Origin of the sequence: Streptomyces sp. NPDC058052, assembly GCF_042885515.1 — a bacterium.
Classification (GTDB): domain Bacteria; phylum Actinomycetota; class Actinomycetes; order Streptomycetales; family Streptomycetaceae; genus Streptomyces.
The window spans coordinates 45,013-63,610 of record NZ_JBHVRX010000010.1; the positions used below are offsets into that span (position 1 = coordinate 45,013).

16 protein-coding genes are annotated in these 18,598 nt (G+C 72.1%); 5 read left to right on the forward strand and 11 right to left on the reverse strand.

Features of this window, described 5'->3' with window-relative positions:
- The first annotated feature begins 91 nt into the window (after window positions 1-91).
- Both ACFVU3_RS16240 and ACFVU3_RS16245 read left to right on the forward strand, forming a co-directional pair.
- Window positions 92-1,402, forward strand: a complete 1,311-nt coding sequence (locus ACFVU3_RS16240) for a hypothetical protein (protein WP_390066918.1) — start codon at window positions 92-94, stop codon at window positions 1,400-1,402.
- A 122-nt stretch (window positions 1,403-1,524) separates the two neighbouring features.
- Window positions 1,525-1,734, forward strand: coding sequence for a zinc ribbon domain-containing protein (locus tag ACFVU3_RS16245; protein ID WP_390066596.1), 210 nt, complete (start codon window positions 1,525-1,527; stop codon window positions 1,732-1,734).
- A gap of 34 nt (window positions 1,735-1,768) precedes the next feature.
- On the opposite strand, the gene ACFVU3_RS16250 is transcribed toward ACFVU3_RS16245, so the two are convergent.
- The 3 genes from ACFVU3_RS16250 to ACFVU3_RS16260 are packed head-to-tail and all read right to left on the reverse strand — an operon-like array spanning window position 1,769 to window position 6,387.
- The gene (locus ACFVU3_RS16250; protein ID WP_390066598.1) at window positions 1,769-2,593 is read right to left on the reverse strand and encodes an HAD family hydrolase; all 825 of its coding nucleotides are present in this window, start codon (window positions 2,591-2,593) and stop codon (window positions 1,769-1,771) included.
- Window positions 2,590-5,193 (reverse strand): phosphoribosyltransferase, encoded by a 2,604-nt coding sequence (locus ACFVU3_RS16255; RefSeq protein ID WP_390066600.1) that lies wholly within the window; start codon window positions 5,191-5,193, stop codon window positions 2,590-2,592. Before ACFVU3_RS16255 ends, ACFVU3_RS16250 begins: the two co-directional genes overlap by 4 nt.
- A gap of 18 nt (window positions 5,194-5,211) precedes the next feature.
- The gene (locus ACFVU3_RS16260; protein WP_390066602.1) at window positions 5,212-6,387 is read right to left on the reverse strand and encodes an HpcH/HpaI aldolase/citrate lyase family protein; all 1,176 of its coding nucleotides are present in this window, start codon (window positions 6,385-6,387) and stop codon (window positions 5,212-5,214) included.
- A 255-nt stretch (window positions 6,388-6,642) separates the two neighbouring features.
- Here ACFVU3_RS16260 and ACFVU3_RS16265 point away from each other — a divergent pair, with 255 nt between their 5' ends.
- On the forward strand, window positions 6,643-7,524 hold the full coding sequence (locus ACFVU3_RS16265) for a TerD family protein (protein WP_390066603.1): 882 nt from the start codon (window positions 6,643-6,645) through the stop codon (window positions 7,522-7,524).
- Between the two features lie 47 nt (window positions 7,525-7,571).
- Here the strand turns inward: ACFVU3_RS16265 and ACFVU3_RS16270 are convergent, their stop codons facing one another.
- The 6 genes from ACFVU3_RS16270 to ACFVU3_RS16295 all read right to left on the reverse strand — a co-directional run bounded on the left by ACFVU3_RS16270 (window position 7,572) and on the right by ACFVU3_RS16295 (window position 12,159).
- Entirely contained in the window at window positions 7,572-8,309 is a 738-nt protein-coding gene (locus ACFVU3_RS16270) for a Tellurium resistance (RefSeq protein ID WP_390066604.1), read from the reverse strand.
- Between the two features lie 147 nt (window positions 8,310-8,456).
- Complete coding sequence (locus ACFVU3_RS16275) at window positions 8,457-9,605, reverse strand: DUF475 domain-containing protein (protein ID WP_390066606.1); 1,149 nt, start codon at window positions 9,603-9,605, stop codon at window positions 8,457-8,459.
- A gap of 29 nt (window positions 9,606-9,634) precedes the next feature.
- A complete protein-coding gene (locus tag ACFVU3_RS16280; RefSeq protein ID WP_030495316.1) occupies window positions 9,635-10,210 on the reverse strand; it encodes a TerD family protein in 576 nt (191 codons plus the stop codon).
- Window positions 10,211-10,350: 140 nt separating this feature from the next.
- Window positions 10,351-10,926 (reverse strand): TerD family protein, encoded by a 576-nt coding sequence (locus ACFVU3_RS16285; RefSeq protein ID WP_360311373.1) that lies wholly within the window; start codon window positions 10,924-10,926, stop codon window positions 10,351-10,353.
- Between the two features lie 162 nt (window positions 10,927-11,088).
- Window positions 11,089-11,547: a peroxiredoxin gene (locus ACFVU3_RS16290; protein ID WP_390066608.1), complete on the reverse strand. Its 459-nt coding sequence runs from the start codon at window positions 11,545-11,547 to the stop codon at window positions 11,089-11,091.
- A gap of 189 nt (window positions 11,548-11,736) precedes the next feature.
- Window positions 11,737-12,159, reverse strand: a complete 423-nt coding sequence (locus ACFVU3_RS16295) for a DUF3052 domain-containing protein (RefSeq protein WP_390066609.1) — start codon at window positions 12,157-12,159, stop codon at window positions 11,737-11,739.
- 445 nt (window positions 12,160-12,604) lie between these two features.
- Here ACFVU3_RS16295 and aceE point away from each other — a divergent pair, with 445 nt between their 5' ends.
- Together aceE and ACFVU3_RS16305 are read left to right on the forward strand one after the other, a co-directional pair.
- On the forward strand, window positions 12,605-15,337 hold the full coding sequence (aceE, locus tag ACFVU3_RS16300; protein ID WP_390066611.1) for a pyruvate dehydrogenase (acetyl-transferring), homodimeric type: 2,733 nt from the start codon (window positions 12,605-12,607) through the stop codon (window positions 15,335-15,337).
- A gap of 85 nt (window positions 15,338-15,422) precedes the next feature.
- The gene (locus tag ACFVU3_RS16305) at window positions 15,423-16,385 is read left to right on the forward strand and encodes an ion channel (RefSeq protein ID WP_390066613.1); all 963 of its coding nucleotides are present in this window, start codon (window positions 15,423-15,425) and stop codon (window positions 16,383-16,385) included.
- Here the strand turns inward: ACFVU3_RS16305 and ACFVU3_RS16310 are convergent.
- Both ACFVU3_RS16310 and ACFVU3_RS16315 read right to left on the reverse strand, forming a co-directional pair.
- Window positions 16,366-16,806 carry a peptidase inhibitor family I36 protein gene (locus ACFVU3_RS16310; RefSeq protein ID WP_390066614.1) on the reverse strand — a complete coding sequence of 147 codons (441 nt, stop codon included), beginning with the start codon at window positions 16,804-16,806 and terminating at the stop codon, window positions 16,366-16,368. The two genes, ACFVU3_RS16305 and ACFVU3_RS16310, sit on opposite strands and share 20 nt — an antisense overlap.
- Before the next feature lie 173 nt (window positions 16,807-16,979).
- Window positions 16,980-18,473 (reverse strand): MFS transporter, encoded by a 1,494-nt coding sequence (locus ACFVU3_RS16315; RefSeq protein WP_390066919.1) that lies wholly within the window; start codon window positions 18,471-18,473, stop codon window positions 16,980-16,982.
- Between the last annotated feature and the right edge of the window lie 125 nt (window positions 18,474-18,598).

Here is an 18,598-nt window from a genome sequence, read left to right on the forward strand (position 1 = left end):
CCGGGCACGGCGGACACAGCACGGGAGAGGGACGTTGGCGGCGAGCGGCGAGACACCCTGGGGCGACGGTACGGCGCCCAGGGCCGGTTCCATCTTTCGGCTTGCCCTCGCACTGCCGTTGCTCGCCGGGGCGCTGCTGCCGCAGGCGGTCGCCGGCGGGGGCACCCGCAGGTGGTTCGGCGGGCGCGGCGAGGGCCAGCGGGCGGAGGCGCAGGCCGCGAAGGACGCGGCGGCCGCGGCGTTCTACGAGCTGGACACCGCCCAGCGGGGGCTGCGGATCACCCTGGAGACGATCACCGCCGTCGACGGGTCCCCGGAGGCCCGGCGGGCCGTGGAGCAGTTCGAGGCGCTGGGGCGGCGGATCGACGAGGTGTCGCACGCCTACATCACCACCATCGACGCCCATGATCTCGACCGTGACGAGCTCGACGCCGGGACCGCGCACCGCGCCCGGGGGGAGCTCGTACGGGCCCGTGAGGAACTGGAGCGGGTCAAGGGGGAGCTCGACCGGTTCGAGAGCGGGCTCGCGCCGCTGCTCGGGCGGGCCGAGACGCAGCTCGCGCGGCTCGCGCCCGCCGTGGAGCGGGCCCGTCAGGCGCTGCGCGGGGCAAGCGACGCGCTCGACGCCGTCCGCGGGCACGGGCTGCGCGCCGACGACCTGGCGGCCCGGCTCGCCGCGCTCGGGCCCGAGCTGACCCGGCTCAACGAGGGCGCCGGCCGGCACGGCGTCGCCGAGACGCTCCAGCGGGCCGACCAGGTCCTGCGGGACGCCGAGGCGGTACGGGCCGAGGCCGAGCGGCTGCCGGAGCGCGCCGCGGAGATCGACAAGCGGCTGGTGTCGCTGCGGACCCGGGCACAGGCGGTGACGACCCGCGCGGAGGCCGTGGAGCCGGTGCTCTCGGAGCTGCGCCGGCGGTACTCCGTCGCCTGCTGGCAGGACCTCCAGCACGTGCCGGAGCAGGCCGCCGGGGCCGTACGGCAGGCGGAGGAGCGGCTCGCGGAGGCCGTCACGGCCCGGGCCGAGCAGCGGTGGCCGGACGCGACCGCCCTGCTCTCGACCGTACGGGCGCTGCTCGACACGACCGGGGAGGCCGTGTCCGCGGCCGGGGACCGGCTGCGGCGGCTCGACGCGGTCGCGAAGGACCCGAAGTCGGAGACGGACCGGGCCAGGTTCGCGGTACGGGACGCGCAGCGGCTCGCCATGGAGGGCCGGCAGCGGCCCGATCCGCGCCACGCCCGCCCCCTCGACGAGGCCGTGGCCCGGATCGACCGGGCCGTGGACGGGCTCGAAGGGCGGCACCCCGACTACTGGCACTTCCTGATGGAGCTGGAGGCGGTACGGACCGCGGCCGCCGGCGTCGTCGCCGCCATCCGCGAGGAGCGGGGGGCGGGAGCCCACTGACGGGTGGGAGCCCGCTGACGGGTGTGCGGTCCCTGACGGGCGGGCGGCCCCCGGACCAGGCCGCCCTTCGAAGGCCGCCCCGGCCCCTCTCCCCCGCGTCCCTCCGCCGCTAACCTGGCCCCATGCCTCGTTACGAATACCGCTGCCGCACCTGCGGTGACACCTTCGAGCTGAGCCGGCCGATGGCCGAGTCCTCGGCGCCCGCCGCCTGCCCCGCCGGGCATGACGACACCGTGAAGCTGCTCTCGGCCGTGGCCGTCGGTGGCGCGGCGTCCGCCGGCCCCGCCCCGGGCGGGGGCGGGGGTTGCTGCGGCGGAGGCTGCTGCCGCTGACGGCGGGGCCGGGACCGCGGCGGCAGCGCCCTCCTCAGCGGAGGGCCGCCGCGCGGAAGCGGCGGAGGATCTCCTCGCCCGCCGCGACGCCCCGCTCCGCGAGGACGTCGAGGTGGGGGGCGGTCCAGGCGGTGTCGGCGAGTTCGCCGTGGCCCGGGCGCCAGGCGCGGTCCGCGGCGAGCAGCAGGTCGGCGTCGAGGAGCGAGTCGCCGGCGGCGAGGGTGAGCGCGGCGCCGGTGCGCCGGGCGACCTCGCGGACGGCGGCGCCCTTCGTGAGCGGCTTCGGCACCGCGTACACCTTGCGGCCCTGGAGCGAGACGGTCCAGCCGCGGTCGCCCGCCCAGGCGCCGAAGCGGTCCAGCCAGTCCTCCGGGAGCCGTTCCCGCTCGACGACGAGGTAGGCGAAGAGGTCCTCGGCGACCCGGTGCTTGCGCACCCAGGACAGGTCCGTCGTCGCGGTGAGGTAGGCGCGGATCTCGGAGAGCGGGGCGCACTCCTCGGCGAGCCTGCGGAGGACGGAGGCGTGCCACTCGTCGTCGGTGACGCCGTCGACGAGGATGTGTCCGCCGTTGGCGCAGATGGCGTACTTCGGTGTGCTGCCCGGGAGCTGGAGGCGCTGGTACTGCTTGCGCGTCCGGGTGGTGGTGGGGACGAAGACGGTCTCGGCGGTGAGCCGCGCGAGGAGCTCGGCGGCCTCCTCCGTCATGTACGAGAGCGGCTTGGACTCGTGGACCTCGACGCAGAGCAGGCGGGGCGCCTGCGCGTCCGGCATGCCGAGGGCGAGGGCGGCGGTCGAGTAGATCAGGGTGCGGTCGAGGTCGCTGGCGACCAGGGTCGTCGCGGGGGCGGGGGTGCTCATCGGGACACCACCGCCTTGCCGTCGGCGCCTGTCGCACCCCTGGTGTACTGGGGGTGGATCAGGCCCACGCACGTGTACGGGAGGCCGTCGACCTCCTCCACGGGGACTCCGCGCTGCTCCGCGAGGAGGCGTACGTGGGCGAGGTCGGCGCCGGCGCCGCGCTGGGCGAGGATCTTCCAGGGGACGCGCCGGAGCAGGACGCGGGTGGTCTCGCCGACGCCGGGCTTGACGAGGTTGACGTCGTGGATGCCGTACTCCTCGCTGATCCGCTCGACGGCCGCCCAGCCCTCCCAGGTGGGGGTGCGGTCGGTGGCGAGGAGGTCCTTGACGTCGGTGTCGACGGTGCCGGCGACCTCGTCGAAGCGGGCCTCGACGGCGTCGAGGAAGGCGTTCGAGACGTCGGCGCCGGCCAGGTCGCGGTAGAACTTGGCGCCGTGGAAGTCGTCCGGGCCGACCAGGTCGGAGCGGAGCACCGTGCGCGATATCAGGCCGGAGACGGTGGAGTTGAGGCACGCGGAGGGGATGAGGAAGTCCTCGCGGGTGCCGTAGGTGCGGACGCAGGAGCCGGGGTCGGCGAGGACGGCGATCTCCGGGTCGAAGCCGGCGAACTCCTCGGACTCCCGCAGGGCCGCGGCGAGTTCGCGGGTGATGGCGCCCTTGCCGGTCCAGCCGTCGACGAAGACGACGTCGGCGGGGTCGTGGTGGGCGGCGAGCCAGCGCAGGGCGTTGGCGTCGATGCCCCGGCCGCGGACGATGGAGACGGCGTAGTGGGGCAGGTCGAGGCCGTGGCGCCGGTGCGCCCAGCGGCGCATGAGGACGCCGACGGGGGTGCCGGCGCGGGCGAGCGACACGAGGACCGGCGGGCCGGGGCGGTCGGACCGCTCGGCCAGGACGGTCTCGGTGACGGTGCCGACGGCGTGGGCGATGCGGGAGGCGGAGGCGTCCAGGGCGCTGTGGAAGAGCTTCTGGTAGCGGGCGCTCGGCTGGTACTCGACGGGCAGCGACTCGGCGTAGTGCGCGCCGCCGCTCTGGATGGCTTCCTCGCGTTCCTCGGTGGGCGCCTCCAGCTCGACGTCCGAGAGGTCCTGGAGCAGCCAGCCGACCTCCTCGGGTGCGTACGAGGAGAAGGCGGGGCCGCGGAGGGGCTCGGGCAGCATGGAGCTCCTTTCGGGAGCTTCGGTGGTTCCGAAGACTGCGGTGGCTTCGGATGCGGTCGCGGCCACCGGTTCCGTGGCCGCCTGCGGTACGTGCGGAGGTACGGCTCGCGGGGCGTCGTCCTCGGGGGTCCGCGCGGCGCCCCGCGGCGCGTAGGACGGGACGACGGCCAGGACGACGTGCGGGATGTGCGCGGAGAGCTGGGCCAGGAGGCCCTCGGGGGCGTGCAGCTCGGGGGTGTCGGCGGCCGAGTCGACGACGGCGACGACGGCGTCGTAGCCGCCGCCCGCCACGTTGTAGGCGTACCGCTCGCCGGGGCCGTCGGCGGGGTCGTCGTGGGCGGGGAAGACGAGCCGGGTGCGGATGGCGTAGCCGGGGTCGTCGACGGCGAGGACGGGCGAGCGGGTGGTGGTGGAGTACCGGACGTCGAGCCCGGCGTCCTCCAGGGCTCCGGCGAGCCGGAGCGGCGCGTACATGAGCTCCTCGAAGCCGAGCACGAGAACGCGGGGGCCGCGGGGGCCGCCGGTGGCGTCGCCGTCGGCGGGGTCCGGGGCGGCGGCGGCGAGGGCCTCGGTGAGGGCCTCCGTCATCGCCGGGAGGGCCGTCTCCAGGAGGGCGCGGTGGGCGGGCGTGAAGCCGTGGCGGCCGCCGTCGGGGAGTGCGGCGGGCCAGTCGAGGTCGGCGCGCACGGGGGTGGCGACGGCGGCGAAGCCGCCGCGGGAGCGGGCCTGGGCGGCGCCGTTCCCGGGTTCGTGCCGGGCCACCAGCTCCTGTCCCTTGGCGAGGACGCCGTCCGGGAGGCCGACGGTGCCGGCGGCGAGGCTGATCAGGTCGACGCGGGCGCCGATCTCGGCCGCGAAGGCGGTGAGCCGGTCGCGGTCGGCGGGGGCGCGCATGTCGACGAGGGCGACGACGACGTACCGGTCGCGGGGGTAGCGCTCGTGGAGGCCGCGGATGGTGTTGAGGACGGTGTTGCCGGTGGAGAACTCGTCGTCGACGAGGACGAGCGGTCCCTTCCCGGCCAGCAGCTCCGGGTCCTCCGGCAGCAGCAGGTGCGAGGTGGCGTGCGAGTGGGACTCCTCGAAGCCGCCCGCGGTGGTGACGCCGGCCACGGGGCGGCGGGTGGAGTGGAGGTAGGGGGCGGTGCCGAGGCCGTCGGCGACGGCGTGGCCGAGGGCGGTGGCGGTCTCGGCGTAGCCGAGGACGACCGCGTTCCCGGCCTCCTCCGCGCCGAGGAGCTCACGGACGCGCAGGCCGAGGCCGAGGCCGGAGCCGTAGACGACGGAGGGGTGCTGCGGCACGTGCTTGCCGAGCACGCTGGAGACGAGCAGGTGGGCCCGCTTGGGGTTGCGGCGCAGGGCGAGGCCCAAGAGGGCCGTCAGCTCCTCGTCGCCGACCAGCTCGACGCCGAGCCGCTCCGCGACCCATGTTCCGGTCCACACCACGTCGCCGCAGTCCTTTCGTCAGCCGGCGAGGCCGGCGGTGAGCAGTTCCACGAAACCGACGTCCTCGCGGGCGACGCCGAAGACCTCGGCGCGGACGAGGGTGCGCTCGGCCCAGGCGCGGTGCGGTTTCACTTCGTTCATCTTGTTCGTGTAGACGGAGCGGAGCACGCCGCCGCCGTCCTGTTCGGGCCGGAGGATGTCCTGGGCGTCGCTCCACTCCTCGTGGCTGACCACGGACAGAGCGTGGACGGGCAGCACGTGGGTGGGGTGGATGCAGGTCTTGCCGAGGAGGCCGTTGGCGCGGTCGAGCTCGATCTCGCGGAGCAGTCCGTCCATGTCGTGCTCGATGAGGGCGGTGCGCAGGTCCTCGGCGCGGCCCTCCAGGAAGGGGCTGCGGCGCAGCTGGGGCTTGAAGATGCGCTCGCCGGGGCGGAAGTACTCCCAGACGGGTCCGGTGATGGTGAAGCCGGTGCCGTCGGCGCGGCCGAGGACGTTGACGACGTCGGCGATGACGTGGGCGACGACCTTGACGTCGTAGGCGGTCATGTCGGGCGAGCGGCGGAGCCCGTAGGCGGAGCAGAAGTCGGTGACGCCGAGGCGGAGGGCGAGGACGCGGTCGCGGTACTTGTCGGTGATCGAGGCGATGCCGGCGAGGGTCTCGGCCCGGGTCTCCAGGTGGAGGAGCTCGGGGGACTCCAGGACGGGCATGGCGTAGAGGCTGCGTCCGGCGGCGCGCTCGGCGCGGGTGAGGGCTTCGAGGAAGGCGGTGCCGCGGGCCTCGGTGAATTTCGGCAGTACGAATCCGGACAGCAGGTCCACGGTGTCGCCCAGGCGGGTGACGAGGTCGGTGATCTGGCGCGGTTCGCGGACGCGGATGAAGAGCAGCGGGACGTCGGGACCGCCCGCGGCCCGCCCGTCGGCGAGGTCGCGGAACTGGCGGACGAGGTTGTCCTCACCGGCCTCGACGTCGGCGTCGCTGATCGAATCCTCCAGGCAGAGGACCATGGAGACGACGCCGCGGGCGGCCTGCTTGCGGATGTCGTCGGCGAGCCGGGGCCGGGTGGCCGGGCTGTAGAGCGTGGCGCCGAGGGCGACCGCGAGCGTGCGGGCGGGCGAGTCGGCGGTGAACTCGGCCGGCTCGCGGTGGAACAGTCCGTTCCGCACCGCGGACGGGATGTGCCCGAAATGACGCATGTAAGTCCCCCGTCTGCTTGCTTGGGCCCTGACGACATGTGGCCGGTAATAGTACGTAGGTGCGGGTGTCCGTAGTTCCCACTCCGCATGAAATCCAGGTAACTCGTCCCCATCGGGCACCTCCCACCCCCATGATTCCGTCAGGTGTACGCGTCAGGTTCCGGCCGTCGCGGGGCGTCCGGGGCACGACCGGTGGCGCGGGCTCCGCTACGCGTGGTGCCCCCGCGTTGTCCCCCGGTCGGGCAGGAGGGCAGGATGGCCGTCATGACGCACGCGATGCTGAAGGGCTCCAACGTCCCTCTCGACACCGCGGCCGTACGGGCCGTGCTCCGCTGGACCCCGGGCCCCGGGGTCCCCGACGTGGACGCCTCCGCCCTGGTGCTGGGCCTCGAAGGGCGGGTCCGCTCCGACGAGGACTTCGTCTTCTACAACCAGCCGCGCCACCCCTCGGGCCTGGTGCGGCGGCTGCCGAAGAAGCGGGTCGCCGACGGGCTGACGGACACCGTCGAGGCCGATCTCGGCGCGCTCGACCCGTCCATCGACCGGGTGGTGCTCGCCGCCTCCTCGGACGGCGGGACCTTCCGCTCGGTGACCGACCTGCGGATCGTCCTGTACGACGCCGCGGTCGCGCCCGAGCGGGAGCTGGCTTTCTTCGACGTGACGGCGGAGACCGGCGAGGAGACCGCGGTCATCTGCGGCGAGCTGTACCGCCGCGGCGACGGGTGGAAGTTCCGCGCGGTCGGCCAGGGCTATCCGACCGGCCTGGTGGGCCTGGCGACGGACTTCGGCATCTCGGTCGACGAGGAGCCCGACGGACCCGCCGCGGCGCCCGGGACGGCCGCCGAGACCCCCGCCGACCCCTTCGCCGAGACCGCGCTCGTCGAGGCCGGTGAGGCCGGTACGGGCTCCGCCGCGCACGGCGACCTCGACGCGACCGTCGTCCACGCCCCCGCGCCGCCGGTGCCGCCCGTGCCGCCGATGCCGGACCGGGCGCCCGCCTACGGCTACCCGCAGCAGCCGGCGGCGGGCCCCGGGCCCTCGTACGGCTATCCGCAGCCGGTGCACGCCGCGCACGGCCCGGAGCCCGTCCGGGAGTTCCGGATGCCGCCGATGGGGCCGCAGTTCCAGCGTCCGTGAGCCCGGCGGCGGCGCCGGCCGGTCCGGTAAGCCGCCGGGGGCCGCGGTCACGTCTTCGACTTGTAGCCGCGGCCCCACTGGAGTCCCCAGCCGTAGAGGCGGTCCAGCTCGGCCTGGAAGCCGTAGACGAACCGCACCTCGCGCCGGACCATCAGCTCGCCCTTGCTGTTGTCCACGGAGAAGACGGCGCAGGAGCGGGCCTGCGGGGCGCGCTCGTCGAGATCGATCTCGATCCGCGGCCCGTTGCTCGGGTAGAGCGTGATCTTGGCGTGCGTCCGGTCGAAGGCCGGCGTCTGGTCGTAGATGTACGCGAAGAAGAGCAGCCGCTTGATCTGGTCCTTGTGGTCCAGATTGACGAAGATCGTCTCCCCTGAGGGGGCGCCGAACCGGTCGTCGCCGCTGAGCTTCACGTACGGGGCGGCGTTGAGGTCGCCGAAGAAGCCGCCGAGCGGCTGCACCACGCCCTTGCTCCCGTCCTTGAGCTCGTAGAGGCAGCCGAGGTCGAGGTCGACGTTGACCATGCCCTGGGTGTGGGCCTGGACGACCTCGGGGCGGAAGAACTGGGCCGGGTTGCGCAGCAGCCGGCCGCTCTGCCGGGAGCGGCCCTCGATGTCGGAGGTCCGCATCCGCCAGGAGAGGTTGACCCGGAGGTTGCCGGTGGCGCCGCCCTGCTGGGCGAGCGAGACCGAGGGGCGGCGCCTGGTCAGGTCGATGGTGTGGGACGCGCCCACACCCGTGTCGAAGGACGTCGTCCGCCCCGGAATCAGGTTGTCCCAGAAGGCCATCGGGCCCCCACCCCCCACATCGGTCGCCTTGCCCGGCCGTCACACGCCTGCGGGGCGACCGGACGGGCCGGTCGCCCCGCAGGGAAGCGTTCCTCATTGTCCCCGGTGTCACACCCCGTGGCGGGGCGCACATCAGGGTGCAGGGTGTCACACCCCGGAGCTCACCTCGGCCTTGTCCCCGGACGAGCCGGAGCCGCCCTCGGCCGCCGCGAGCGCCTTGTTGCGGCGGACGGAGGACCAGAAGGACCAGGCGATCAGGATGACGCCGATGGAGCCGGTGATGACCTCGGGGATCTCGTACTGGATGGTGACCAGGAGGAGGACGGCGAGGGCGCCGATGGCGTAGTGGGCGCCGTGCTCCAGGTACACGTACTCGTCCAGGGTGCCCTGCTTGACCAGGTAGACCGTGAGCGACCGGACGTACATGGCGCCGACACCGAGGCCGAGCGCCATCAGGACGATGTCGTTGGTGACGGCGAAGGCGCCGATGACCCCGTCGAAGGAGAAGGAGGCGTCGAGGACCTCCAGGTAGAGGAACATGAAGAAGGCGGCCTTGCCGGCCAGCTGGACCGCGGAGACCTTCTTGCCGCTGCGGCGGGCCTCTTCCTCGGCCTCGTGCTCGCGCTCCTCCTCCTCTTCCAGCTTGCTCTCGAAGAAGCCGGAGAGACCGCCGACGACGAGGTACGTGATGAGGCCGGCGATGCCGGAGATGAGGACCGTCTGCGCCTTGTCGACGTGCGTGCCGCCGTGCTGGTGGGCCTGGGTCGCGAAGGTCATCGCGGTGACGAGCAGGACGACCAGCGCGATGCAGACCGACAGCATGTCGACCTTGCCGAGCTTGGCCAGCGGGCGCTCGATCCAGCGCAGCCACTGGATGTCACGGTCCTCGAAGATGAAGTCGAGGAAGATCATCAGAAGGAACATGCCACCGAACGCGGCGATCGACGGGTGCGCGTCGGTGACCAGTTCCTGGTAACGGTCGGCGTCGTTGAGCGCCAGGTCGACGGCCTCGATCGGACCGATCTTGGCGCTGACCGCGACGATCAGGACGGGGAAGACCAGTCGCATTCCGAAGACGGCGATCAGAATGCCGATGGTGAGGAAGATCTTCTGCCAGAAGGCATTCATCTTCTTCAGGATGCCGGCGTTGACCACCGCGTTGTCGAAGGAGAGCGAGATCTCGAGGACGCAGAGGATCGCGACGATCCCGAACGCCTCCCACCCCCCGTAGAGAACTGCGGCGACCAGGCCGAGCACGGTGATCGCGAACGACCAGCCGAAGGTTTTCAGAACCACTGCCTACCCCATTGTGTGATAACGCGGCTTTACGAAACGTTGACCCCGAAGTCTAGGGCGATGCCCCGCAGTCCGGACGCGTACCCCTGGCCGACCGCGCGGAACTTCCATTCGCCGTTGTAGCGATAGAGCTCGCCGAAGATCATCGCGGTCTCGGTGGAGGCGTCCTCCGAGAGGTCGTACCGGGCCAGCTCCTGCCCGTCGGCCTGGTTCACCACCCGGATGAAGGCATTGCTGACCTGACCGAAGGTCTGGCCGCGGTTGTCGGCGTCGTGGATGGAGACCGGGAAGACGATCTTGTCGCACTGGGGCGGGACGCGGGTGAGGTCGACGATGAGCGACTCGTCGTCGCCGTCGCCCTCGCCGGTGAGGTTGTCACCGGTGTGCTCGACCGAACCCTCGGGGCTGCGCAGCTGGTTGTAGAAGACGAAGTACTCGTCGCCCAGTACCCGGCCGGCCTGGCACATGAGGGCACTGGCGTCGAGGTCGAAGGGGGCTCCGGTGGTGGACCGCGCGTCCCAGCCGAGGCCCACGAGGACCTTGGTGAGGTTGGGTGCGGCCTTGGAGAGGGAGACGTTGCCTCCCTTGGCGAGCGTGACGCCCATGGTGTTCGGTTCCTCCCCGGTGGATGCTGCTGCCATGAGGCACGTCCGGCGCCGCACGTGAGGTGCGGCGCCGGACGTCGTCGAGCGGGGTCCGGTCCCGGGCGCTGCGGCCCGGCCCCGGACGGCCTTCGGTGCGCGGCTCAGACGTTGACGCCGAAGTCCTGCGCGATGCCGCGCAGACCCGAGGCGTAACCCTGGCCGACCGCGCGGAACTTCCACTCCGCGCCGTGGCGGTACAGCTCGCCGAAGACCATGGCGGTCTCGGTCGAGGCGTCCTCGGAGAGGTCGTACCGGGCGATCTCGGCGCCGCCGGCCTGGTTCACGACGCGGATGAACGCGTTGCGCACCTGGCCGAAGGACTGCTGGCGGTTCTCGGCGTCGTAGATGGACACCGGGAAGACGATCTTGGACACGTCGGCCGGCACGCCGGCCAGGTTGACCTTGACCTGCTCGTCGTCGCCCTCGCCCTCACCGGTGAGGTTGTCACCGGTGTGCTCGACGGAACCGTCGGCGCTCTTGAGGTTGTTGAAGAACACGAAGTCCTGGTCGTTGCGGACCTTGCCGGCCTCGCTCACCAGGATGGCGCTGGCGTCGAGGTCGAAGTCCGTACCGGTGGTGGTGCGGACGTCCCAGCCCAGACCGACGGTCACGGCGGTGAGGCCAGGGGCCTCCTTGGTCAGCGAGACGTTGCCGCCCTTGCTGAGGCTGACTCCCACGAGTCCCTCCATTGGTTTCCAGGGGCAGCGCCCCCAGTCGTGCGTTGGCATCGGATCAACGACTGGATCCTAGTGACGGGTTCCCAGTCGAAACAGGCGATTCGCCCGGGGAATCGGGGGATGTCGGCCGAAGCCGTCGATTCCGGGTCCGGCGCGGCGGACTCAGAGGGTCTCGAGGGCCTTCACGTAGGCGTCGAGGTCACGGGCGTCCGGCAGGGCGTTGACGACCGTCCAGCGGACGACGCCCTCCTTGTCGATGATGAAGGTGCCCCGGACGGCGCAGCCCTTGTCCTCGTCGAAGACGCCGTAGGCGCGGGAGGCGTCGCCGTGCTTCCAGAAGTCGGAGAGCAGCGGGTACTCCAGGCCCTCCTGCTCGGCGAAGACGCGCAGGGTGTGGATGGAGTCGTTGGAGACGGCGAGCAGCTGGGTGTCGTCGTTGACGAACTTCGGCAGGTTGTCGCGGAGCTCGCACAGCTCGCCGGTGCACACGCCGGTGAAGGCGAAGGGGTAGAAGAGCAGCACCACGTTCTTCTCGCCGCGGAAGTCGGAGAGCCTCACGGTGCGCCCGTGGTTGTCCTTGAGCTCGAAATCGGGGGCCTTGGTGCCGACCTCGATCGCCATCGCGTACGCATCCCTTCGACGGGGCCCGGCCTCTGGGCCGAACCGGTGAACCCCACCCTACGGCCTGGCCGGCGGCCGTCCGCGCGGCCCGGGCCGGCCCCCGACGGGCCCCCGGCGGCCTTCTCCGCGGGCCGGGAGAGCGCGAAAGCCCCCGCCGTGACGACGGCGGGGGCTTCGCGCAGCAGGGGATCAGCGCTTGGGAGCGGCCAGGCGGGTGCCCGTCCAGTCCTTGGCGACGCTGATGCTCTTGGTCTGGGAGAGACCTGCGGTCTGCGCGGCATCGTTGATGTCGCTCGGCTCGATGTAGCCGTCGCGGCCGGTCTTGGGGGTCAGCAGCCAGATGTTGCCGCCGTCCTCCAGCAGACCGATGCTGTCCACCAGTGCGTCGGTGAGATCACCGTCCTCGTCACGGAACCAGAGGACGACGGCGTCGGCGACGTCGTCGTATTCCTCGTCCACGAGCTCCTGGCCGATGATGGACTCGATGCCTTCACGGAGATCCTGGTCGACGTCGTCGTCGTAGCCGATCTCCTGGACCACCTGTCCGGGCTCGAACCCCAGCCTCGTCGCCGGGTTGGTCCGCTCCTCCGCGTGGTCCGCGGTCGCGCTCACGGCTTGCCTCCTGATCATGTATCGGAAAATGCTCGGGCCGCGCATGTGCGCGGCGCTGGCCGTAGTCCACACGTGACGGGGCGGATCGCGCAAGTACCCGGCCGTGGAGACCGCCGAAACGGTGACGTTTGGGGCCGTCTCACCGCAACTGCCGACGGCTTTCGACAGCGCTCCGTGATCAGGCGTACACGATTCGTCCCGCTTCGCGGGCTTCTGCGGTTTCAGTCTGCCGAACGCTCTGCCGGAACGCATGCGCGGATTGGGCGTAAGGTTGCGATTTGACCGCACTCCGCGCACAGGGAGGGGCGCGGGGAGGATTACCTCTCGGTAAAGATGACGTGTGCCGCGAGCCGGGTACACGATGGACGTCCCCGGCCTCGGACATCCCGGCCTCCACGGGGCTCCCCTCCCTCGTGGGGCTCCCCCCGACCAGCGAAGGAACAGCGTGGCTCCCGGATCCGATCGCAACCCGATCATCATTGGCGGCCTTCCCAGCCAGGTCCCGGATTTCGACCCCGAAGAGACCCAGGAGTGGCTCGACTCCCTCGACGCGGCCGTCGACGAGCGGGGCCGGGAGCGGGCCCGCTACCTGATGCTCCGGCTGATCGAACGCGCCCGCGAGAAGCGGGTGGCCGTGCCCGAGATGCGCAGCACGGACTACGTCAACACCATCGCCACCAAGGACGAGCCCTTCTTCCCCGGCAACGAGGAGATCGAGCGCAGGGTCCTCAACGCCACCCGGTGGAACGCGGCCGTGATGGTCTCGCGCGCCCAGCGTCCGGGCATCGGCGTCGGCGGCCACATCGCCACCTTCGCCTCCTCGGCCTCCCTCTACGACGTGGGCTTCAACCACTTCTTCCGGGGCAAGGACGAGGGCGACGGCGGCGACCAGATCTTCTTCCAGGGCCACGCCTCCCCCGGCATCTACGCCCGCGCCTTCCTCCTCGACCGGCTGACGGCGACCCAGCTCGACGGCTTCCGCCAGGAGAAGTCGAAGTACCCGAACGGGCTGTCGTCGTACCCGCATCCGCGGCTGATGCCGGACTTCTGGGAGTTCCCGACGGTGTCGATGGGCCTCGGTCCGCTCGGCGCGATCTACCAGGCGCGGATGAACCGGTACATGGAGGCGCGCGGGATCGCCGACACCTCCGCGTCGCACGTGTGGGCCTTCCTCGGCGACGGCGAGATGGACGAGGTCGAGTCGCTCGGCCAGCTCTCCATCGCGGCCCGCGAGGGGCTCGACAACCTCACCTTCGTCGTCAACTGCAACCTTCAGCGGCTCGACGGCCCGGTCCGCGGCAACGGCAAGATCATCCAGGAGCTGGAGTCGATCTTCCGGGGCAACGGCTGGAACGTCATCAAGCTGATCTGGGACCGCTCGTGGGACCCGCTGCTCGCGCAGGACCGGGACGGCATCCTGGTGAACCGGCTGAACACCACGCCGGACGGCCAGTTCCAGACGTACGCGACGGAGACCGGCTCGTACATCCGCGACCACTTCTTCGGCGACGACCACCGGCTGCGGGCGATGGTCGAGTCCATGTCGGACCACCAGATCCTGCACCTGGGCCGCGGCGGTCACGACCACAAGAAGATCTACGCGGCCTACGCGGCGGCCAAGGCCCACAAGGGCCAGCCGACGGTGATCCTGGCGCAGACCGTCAAGGGCTGGACCCTCGGCCCCAACTTCGAGGGCCGCAACGCCACCCACCAGATGAAGAAGCTGACGGTCGACGACCTGAAGCGCTTCCGCGACCGGCTGCACATCCCGGTGTCCGACAAGGAGCTGGAGTCCGGCCTCCCGCCGTACTACCACCCGGGGCGGGACTCCGAGGAGATCCAGTACATGCACGACCGCCGCAACGCGCTCGGCGGCTACGTGCCGACCCGGGTCGTGCGGTCCCAGCCGCTGGCGCTGCCGGACGACGCCACCTACGCGGCGGTCCGCAAGGGCTCGGGCCAGCAGTCGATCGCCACCACGATGGCCTTCGTCCGGCTGCTGAAGGACCTGATGCGGGACAAGGAGATCGGCAAGCGCTTCGTGCTGATCGCGCCGGACGAGTACCGCACCTTCGGCATGGACTCCTTCTTCCCGAGCGCCAAGATCTACAACCCGCTGGGGCAGCAGTACGAGGCGGTCGACCGCGAACTCCTCCTCGCCTACAAGGAGTCCCCCACCGGCCAGATGCTGCACGACGGCATCTCCGAGGCCGGCTGCACGGCCTCGCTGATCGCCGCCGGCTCGGCCTACGCCACCCACGGCGAGCCGCTGATCCCGGTCTACGTCTTCTACTCGATGTTCGGCTTCCAGCGGACCGGCGACCAGTTCTGGCAGATGGCCGACCAGCTCGCCCGCGGCTTCGTCCTGGGCGCCACGGCCGGCCGCACCACGCTGACCGGCGAGGGCCTCCAGCACGCCGACGGTCACTCGCACCTCCTCGCTTCGACGAACCCGGCCTGCCTCGCCTACGACCCGGCGTTCGGGTTCGAGATCGCGCACATCGTCAAGGACGGTCTGCGCCGGATGTACGGCCCCGAGGCCGAGGACGTCTTCTACTACCTGACGGTCTACAACGAGCCGATCCAGCACCCGGCCGAGCCGGAGGACGTGGACGTGGAGGGCATCCTCCAGGGCATCCACCTCTTCCGGCGCGCCGAGGCGGGCACGATCCCGGCGCAGATCATGGCCTCCGGCGTCGCCGTCCCGTGGGCGATCGAGGCGCAGCGGATCCTCGCCGAGGAGTGGAACGTCCGGGCCGACGTGTGGTCCGCGACCTCCTGGAACGAACTGCGCCGCGAGGCGGTGGCGGTCGAGGAGCACAACCTGCTCCACCCGGACGAGGAGCAGCGCGTCCCGTACGTCACCCGCAAGCTCCAGTCCGCCGAGGGCCCGTTCGTGGCGGTCTCGGACTGGATGCGCTCGGTGCCGGACCAGATCTCCCGCTGGATCCCCGGCCCGTACACCTCCCTCGGCGCCGACGGCTTCGGCTTCGCGGACACCCGCGGCGCCGCCCGCCGGTACTTCCACATCGACGCCCAGTCGGTCGTGCTCGCGGTGCTGACCGAGCTGGCCCGGGACGGCAAGGTGGACCGCGCGGTCCTGAAGCAGGCGGTGGACCGCTACCAGCTGCTGGACGTGGCGGCCGCCGACCCGGGTCCCGCGGGCGGCGACGCCTGACGGCTCCCGGGCGGGAGCAGCGCCTGGTGAGGGGCGGTGGGACCGGCGGTCCCGCCGCCCTTCGGCATTCCTTACGATGCCCCGCATGTCCGTGAAGAAGGAGCGCCCCCCGAAGGTCCGCTGGGAAGAGCGCACCCAGACCCCGCTGCTGGTGCTGGCTGTGGCCTTCGGTGTCGCATACGCCGTGCCGATCGTCGCGCCCGGCGCCGAGCCGTGGGTCCTCCGGCTGTGCCGCCACGTCGAGTGGGCGGTGTGGGGGGCGTTCGCCCTGGACTACCTGGTCCGGCTCTGCCTGGCTCCGGCCCGCTGGGCCTTCGTCCGCTCGCACCCCCTCGACCTCCTCGCGGTCCTGCTGCCGCTGGTGCAGCCACTGCGGCTGCTGCGCGTGGTCTCCACCCTCCTCCTCGTGGGCCGGCGGGCCCGGATGGCCCCGCAGATAACGCTCACCACCTATGTGGCGGGCGCGGTGGTCGGGCTGATGATGTTCGGCTCGCTGGCGGTGCTCCACGTGGAGCGGGACGCGCCGGAGGGCAACATCAAGACCCTGGGCGACGCCGTCTGGTGGTCGTTCACCACCATGACGACGGTCGGCTACGGCGACCACGCGCCGACGACCGGTCTCGGGCGGGTGCTCGCGGTGGGGCTGATGCTCTCGGGCATCGCCCTGCTGGGTGTGGTGACCGCCAACATCGCGGCCTGGTTCATCGCCCGCTTCGAGCGGGACGACGCGGTGGAGCGCCGTCAGACGGAGCTCCTGGAGGCCCTGACCCGGGAGGTCCGCGAGCTCCGCGCCGAGGTCGCCCGGCTCTCGGCCCCGGTGCCGCCGCAGGCCGTACCGGAGGCGGCCGCGCCCGGAGCCGTACACACCGGGCCGGACACCGGGCCCGAGGTCGCGCCACAGGCCGCACCACAGGCCGCACCGGGGGGCGCGGCGGAGGTCGTGCCCGAGGTCGTGCCGGGGCCGGCGCCCGAGGCCGTACGGGGGCCGGTGCCGGACGGCGTGCCGGCGCCCGGCGGTCCTGGTGCGCCTAGCGCTCCCAGAGCTTGAAGGCTCTGACCTCGTAGGGCGTGTGCGGGACCCACGTCCCCCGGCCCGGGTAGGTCTCGAACTCGCCCGCCTCCGCGCACTCCGCCGACTGGTACGCGGTGACCGGCCGGCCCGTGCGGACGGCCAGGGACTGGGCCGAGGCCCCGGCCGGGAGGGCGACGCAGCTGTCGAGGTCCGTCGTCGCCAGTTCGTACGTCCACGGCCTGCCCTTGAAGTCGGGCTTCGGCCAGAGGCAGAGCCGGCCGGGCCCGCAGGCCCCGAGGGCGGTCCCGGCGGCCGGAGCGGCCGGTGTGCTCCCCGCGGCCGCGGCGGTGATGCGGGCGGCCGGAGCCGGGGCCCGGGCGGCCGGAGCGGCTGTGGCCGGGAGCGCGGCCAGGAGCAGGACGGCCGCCCCCGCGAGCACGGCCGACGCCCTCGTCACCCTCGTCCCCACACCGATCGATGTCATACGGATCAACCCCCCATGTCGTCACTCTCTGTAACCACGATCATGGGTGAGGTGACCCTCCGAAAGGAAGAGGGGCCGCCCCCGTTCCCTCGAACGGGTGACGGCCCCCTGGGGACCTCAGGCCGCGCCGGAGCGCGGGAGGGGCGTCAGATGTGGCCGCCGCCCATGCCGGCCTGCGCGTTCTCGCCGCGCTTGGTCAGGGTGGCGACCAGGGCCGCGACCACGGCGACGACACCGGCGACGGTGAAGGCCAGGCCCATGCCCTGGAGGAAGGTGTCGTGGATGACGTCGGAGATCTTGGCGAAGAGGTCCGGGGTCATGCCGGGAGCCTTGGCCATCGCCTCCGGGGCCATGCCGAACTCGGCGGCCTCCTCCAGGCGCGGGTCGGCCGGGACCGGGATGCCGGCCTCCTTCCAGTTCTCCGCGAAGGCGCTGGAGACCTTGGAGGACATGACCGCGCCGAGCACCGCGGTGCCGAGCGCGCCGCCGACCTGCATGGCGGCCTGCTGGAGGCCGCCGGCGACACCGGAGAGCTCCAGCGGCGCGTTGCCGACGATGACCTCGGTGGCGCCGACCATGACCGGGGCGAGGCCCAGGCCGAGGAGGGCGAACCAGAGCGACATCGCCAGGGTGCTCGTACCGGCCGAGAGCGTGATCATGCCGAACATCGCGGCGGCCGTGCAGACCATGCCGCCGACGAGCGGCACCCGCGGCCCGAACTTGGTGATGAGCGCGCCGGCCAGCGGCGAGGAGACGATCATCATCGCGGTCAGCGGGAGGAGCCGCAGACCGGCGTCGATCGGGCCGAGCCCCTTCACGCCCTGGAGGTAGAAGGTGACGAAGAAGAGGCCGCCCATGAAGGCGAAGGCCATCAGGACCATCAGCACCACACCGGCCGAGAGCGGCACGGAGCGGAACATGGCCAGCGGGATGAGCGGCTCCTTGACCTTCGTCTCCCAGACGGCGAAGACGGCGAAGAGCACGATCGCGCCGAGCAGACAGCCCCACGTGTTGGCGCTGGTCCAGCCCCAGTCGGCGCCGGCCTTGATGAGGCTCCAGACGAGCAGGCCCATCGCGCCGGAGAGCAGCGCGATGCCGAGGACGTCGAAGGAGCGCGGCGCGTTCTCGGCGCGGTGGTCCTTGAGGATGATCATGCCGAGCGCGAGCGCGAGCACGCCGACCGGCACGTTGATGAAGAACACGGACTGCCAGCTGACGTGCTCGACGAGGAAGCCGCCGAGGATCGGGCCGCCCGCCGTGGAGGCGCCGATGACCATGCCCCAGATACCGATGGCCATGTTCAGCTTCTCGGCGGGGAAGGTGGCGCGCAGCAGGCCGAGCGCGGCCGGCATCAGCAGGGCGCCGAAGAGGCCCTGGAGCACGCGGAAGGCGATCACGAAGGCGATCGAGTCGGAGAGGCCGATCGCGCCGGAGGCGGCGGCGAAGCCCGCGATGCCGATGAGGAAGGTCTGGCGGTGGCCGAAGCGGTCACCGAGCTTGCCGGCGGTGATCAGGGCGACGGCGAGCGCGAGCAGGTAGCCGTTGGTGATCCACTGGAGCTGGTCCAGGGTGGCGCCGAGGTCGGCCTGGATGGCGGGGTTGGCGATGGCCACGATCGTGCCGTCGAGCGCCACCATCATGACGCCGGCCGCGACGGCGAACAGGGTCAGCCAGGGGTGGCCGCGCAGGCCCTTCGCCGGGACCGGACCAGGTTCCCGGACGCCCCCCTGGCCCTGCGGGGCCTTTTCCACGGTGGTCTGACTAG

What these genes read in the sequence shown, in the direction of transcription:
- ACFVU3_RS16245 (WP_390066596.1), top strand. Translation starts at nt 1,525, where the DNA reads ATGCCTCGTTACGAATACCGCTGCCGCACCTGCGGTGACACCTTCGAG.
- ACFVU3_RS16265 (WP_390066603.1), top strand. Translation starts at nt 6,643, where the DNA reads ATGGCCGTCATGACGCACGCGATGCTGAAGGGCTCCAACGTCCCTCTC.
- ACFVU3_RS16270 (WP_390066604.1), bottom strand. Translation starts at nt 8,309, where the DNA reads ATGGCCTTCTGGGACAACCTGATTCCGGGGCGGACGACGTCCTTCGAC.
- ACFVU3_RS16250 (WP_390066598.1), bottom strand. Translation starts at nt 2,593, where the DNA reads ATGAGCACCCCCGCCCCCGCGACGACCCTGGTCGCCAGCGACCTCGAC.
- ACFVU3_RS16290 (WP_390066608.1), bottom strand. Translation starts at nt 11,547, where the DNA reads ATGGCGATCGAGGTCGGCACCAAGGCCCCCGATTTCGAGCTCAAGGAC.
- ACFVU3_RS16280 (WP_030495316.1), bottom strand. Translation starts at nt 10,210, where the DNA reads ATGGGCGTCACGCTCGCCAAGGGAGGCAACGTCTCCCTCTCCAAGGCC.
- ACFVU3_RS16305 (WP_390066613.1), top strand. Translation starts at nt 15,423, where the DNA reads ATGTCCGTGAAGAAGGAGCGCCCCCCGAAGGTCCGCTGGGAAGAGCGC.
- ACFVU3_RS16260 (WP_390066602.1), bottom strand. Translation starts at nt 6,387, where the DNA reads ATGCGTCATTTCGGGCACATCCCGTCCGCGGTGCGGAACGGACTGTTC.
- ACFVU3_RS16315 (WP_390066919.1), bottom strand. Translation starts at nt 18,473, where the DNA reads ATGATGGTGGCGCTCGACGGCACGATCGTGGCCATCGCCAACCCCGCC.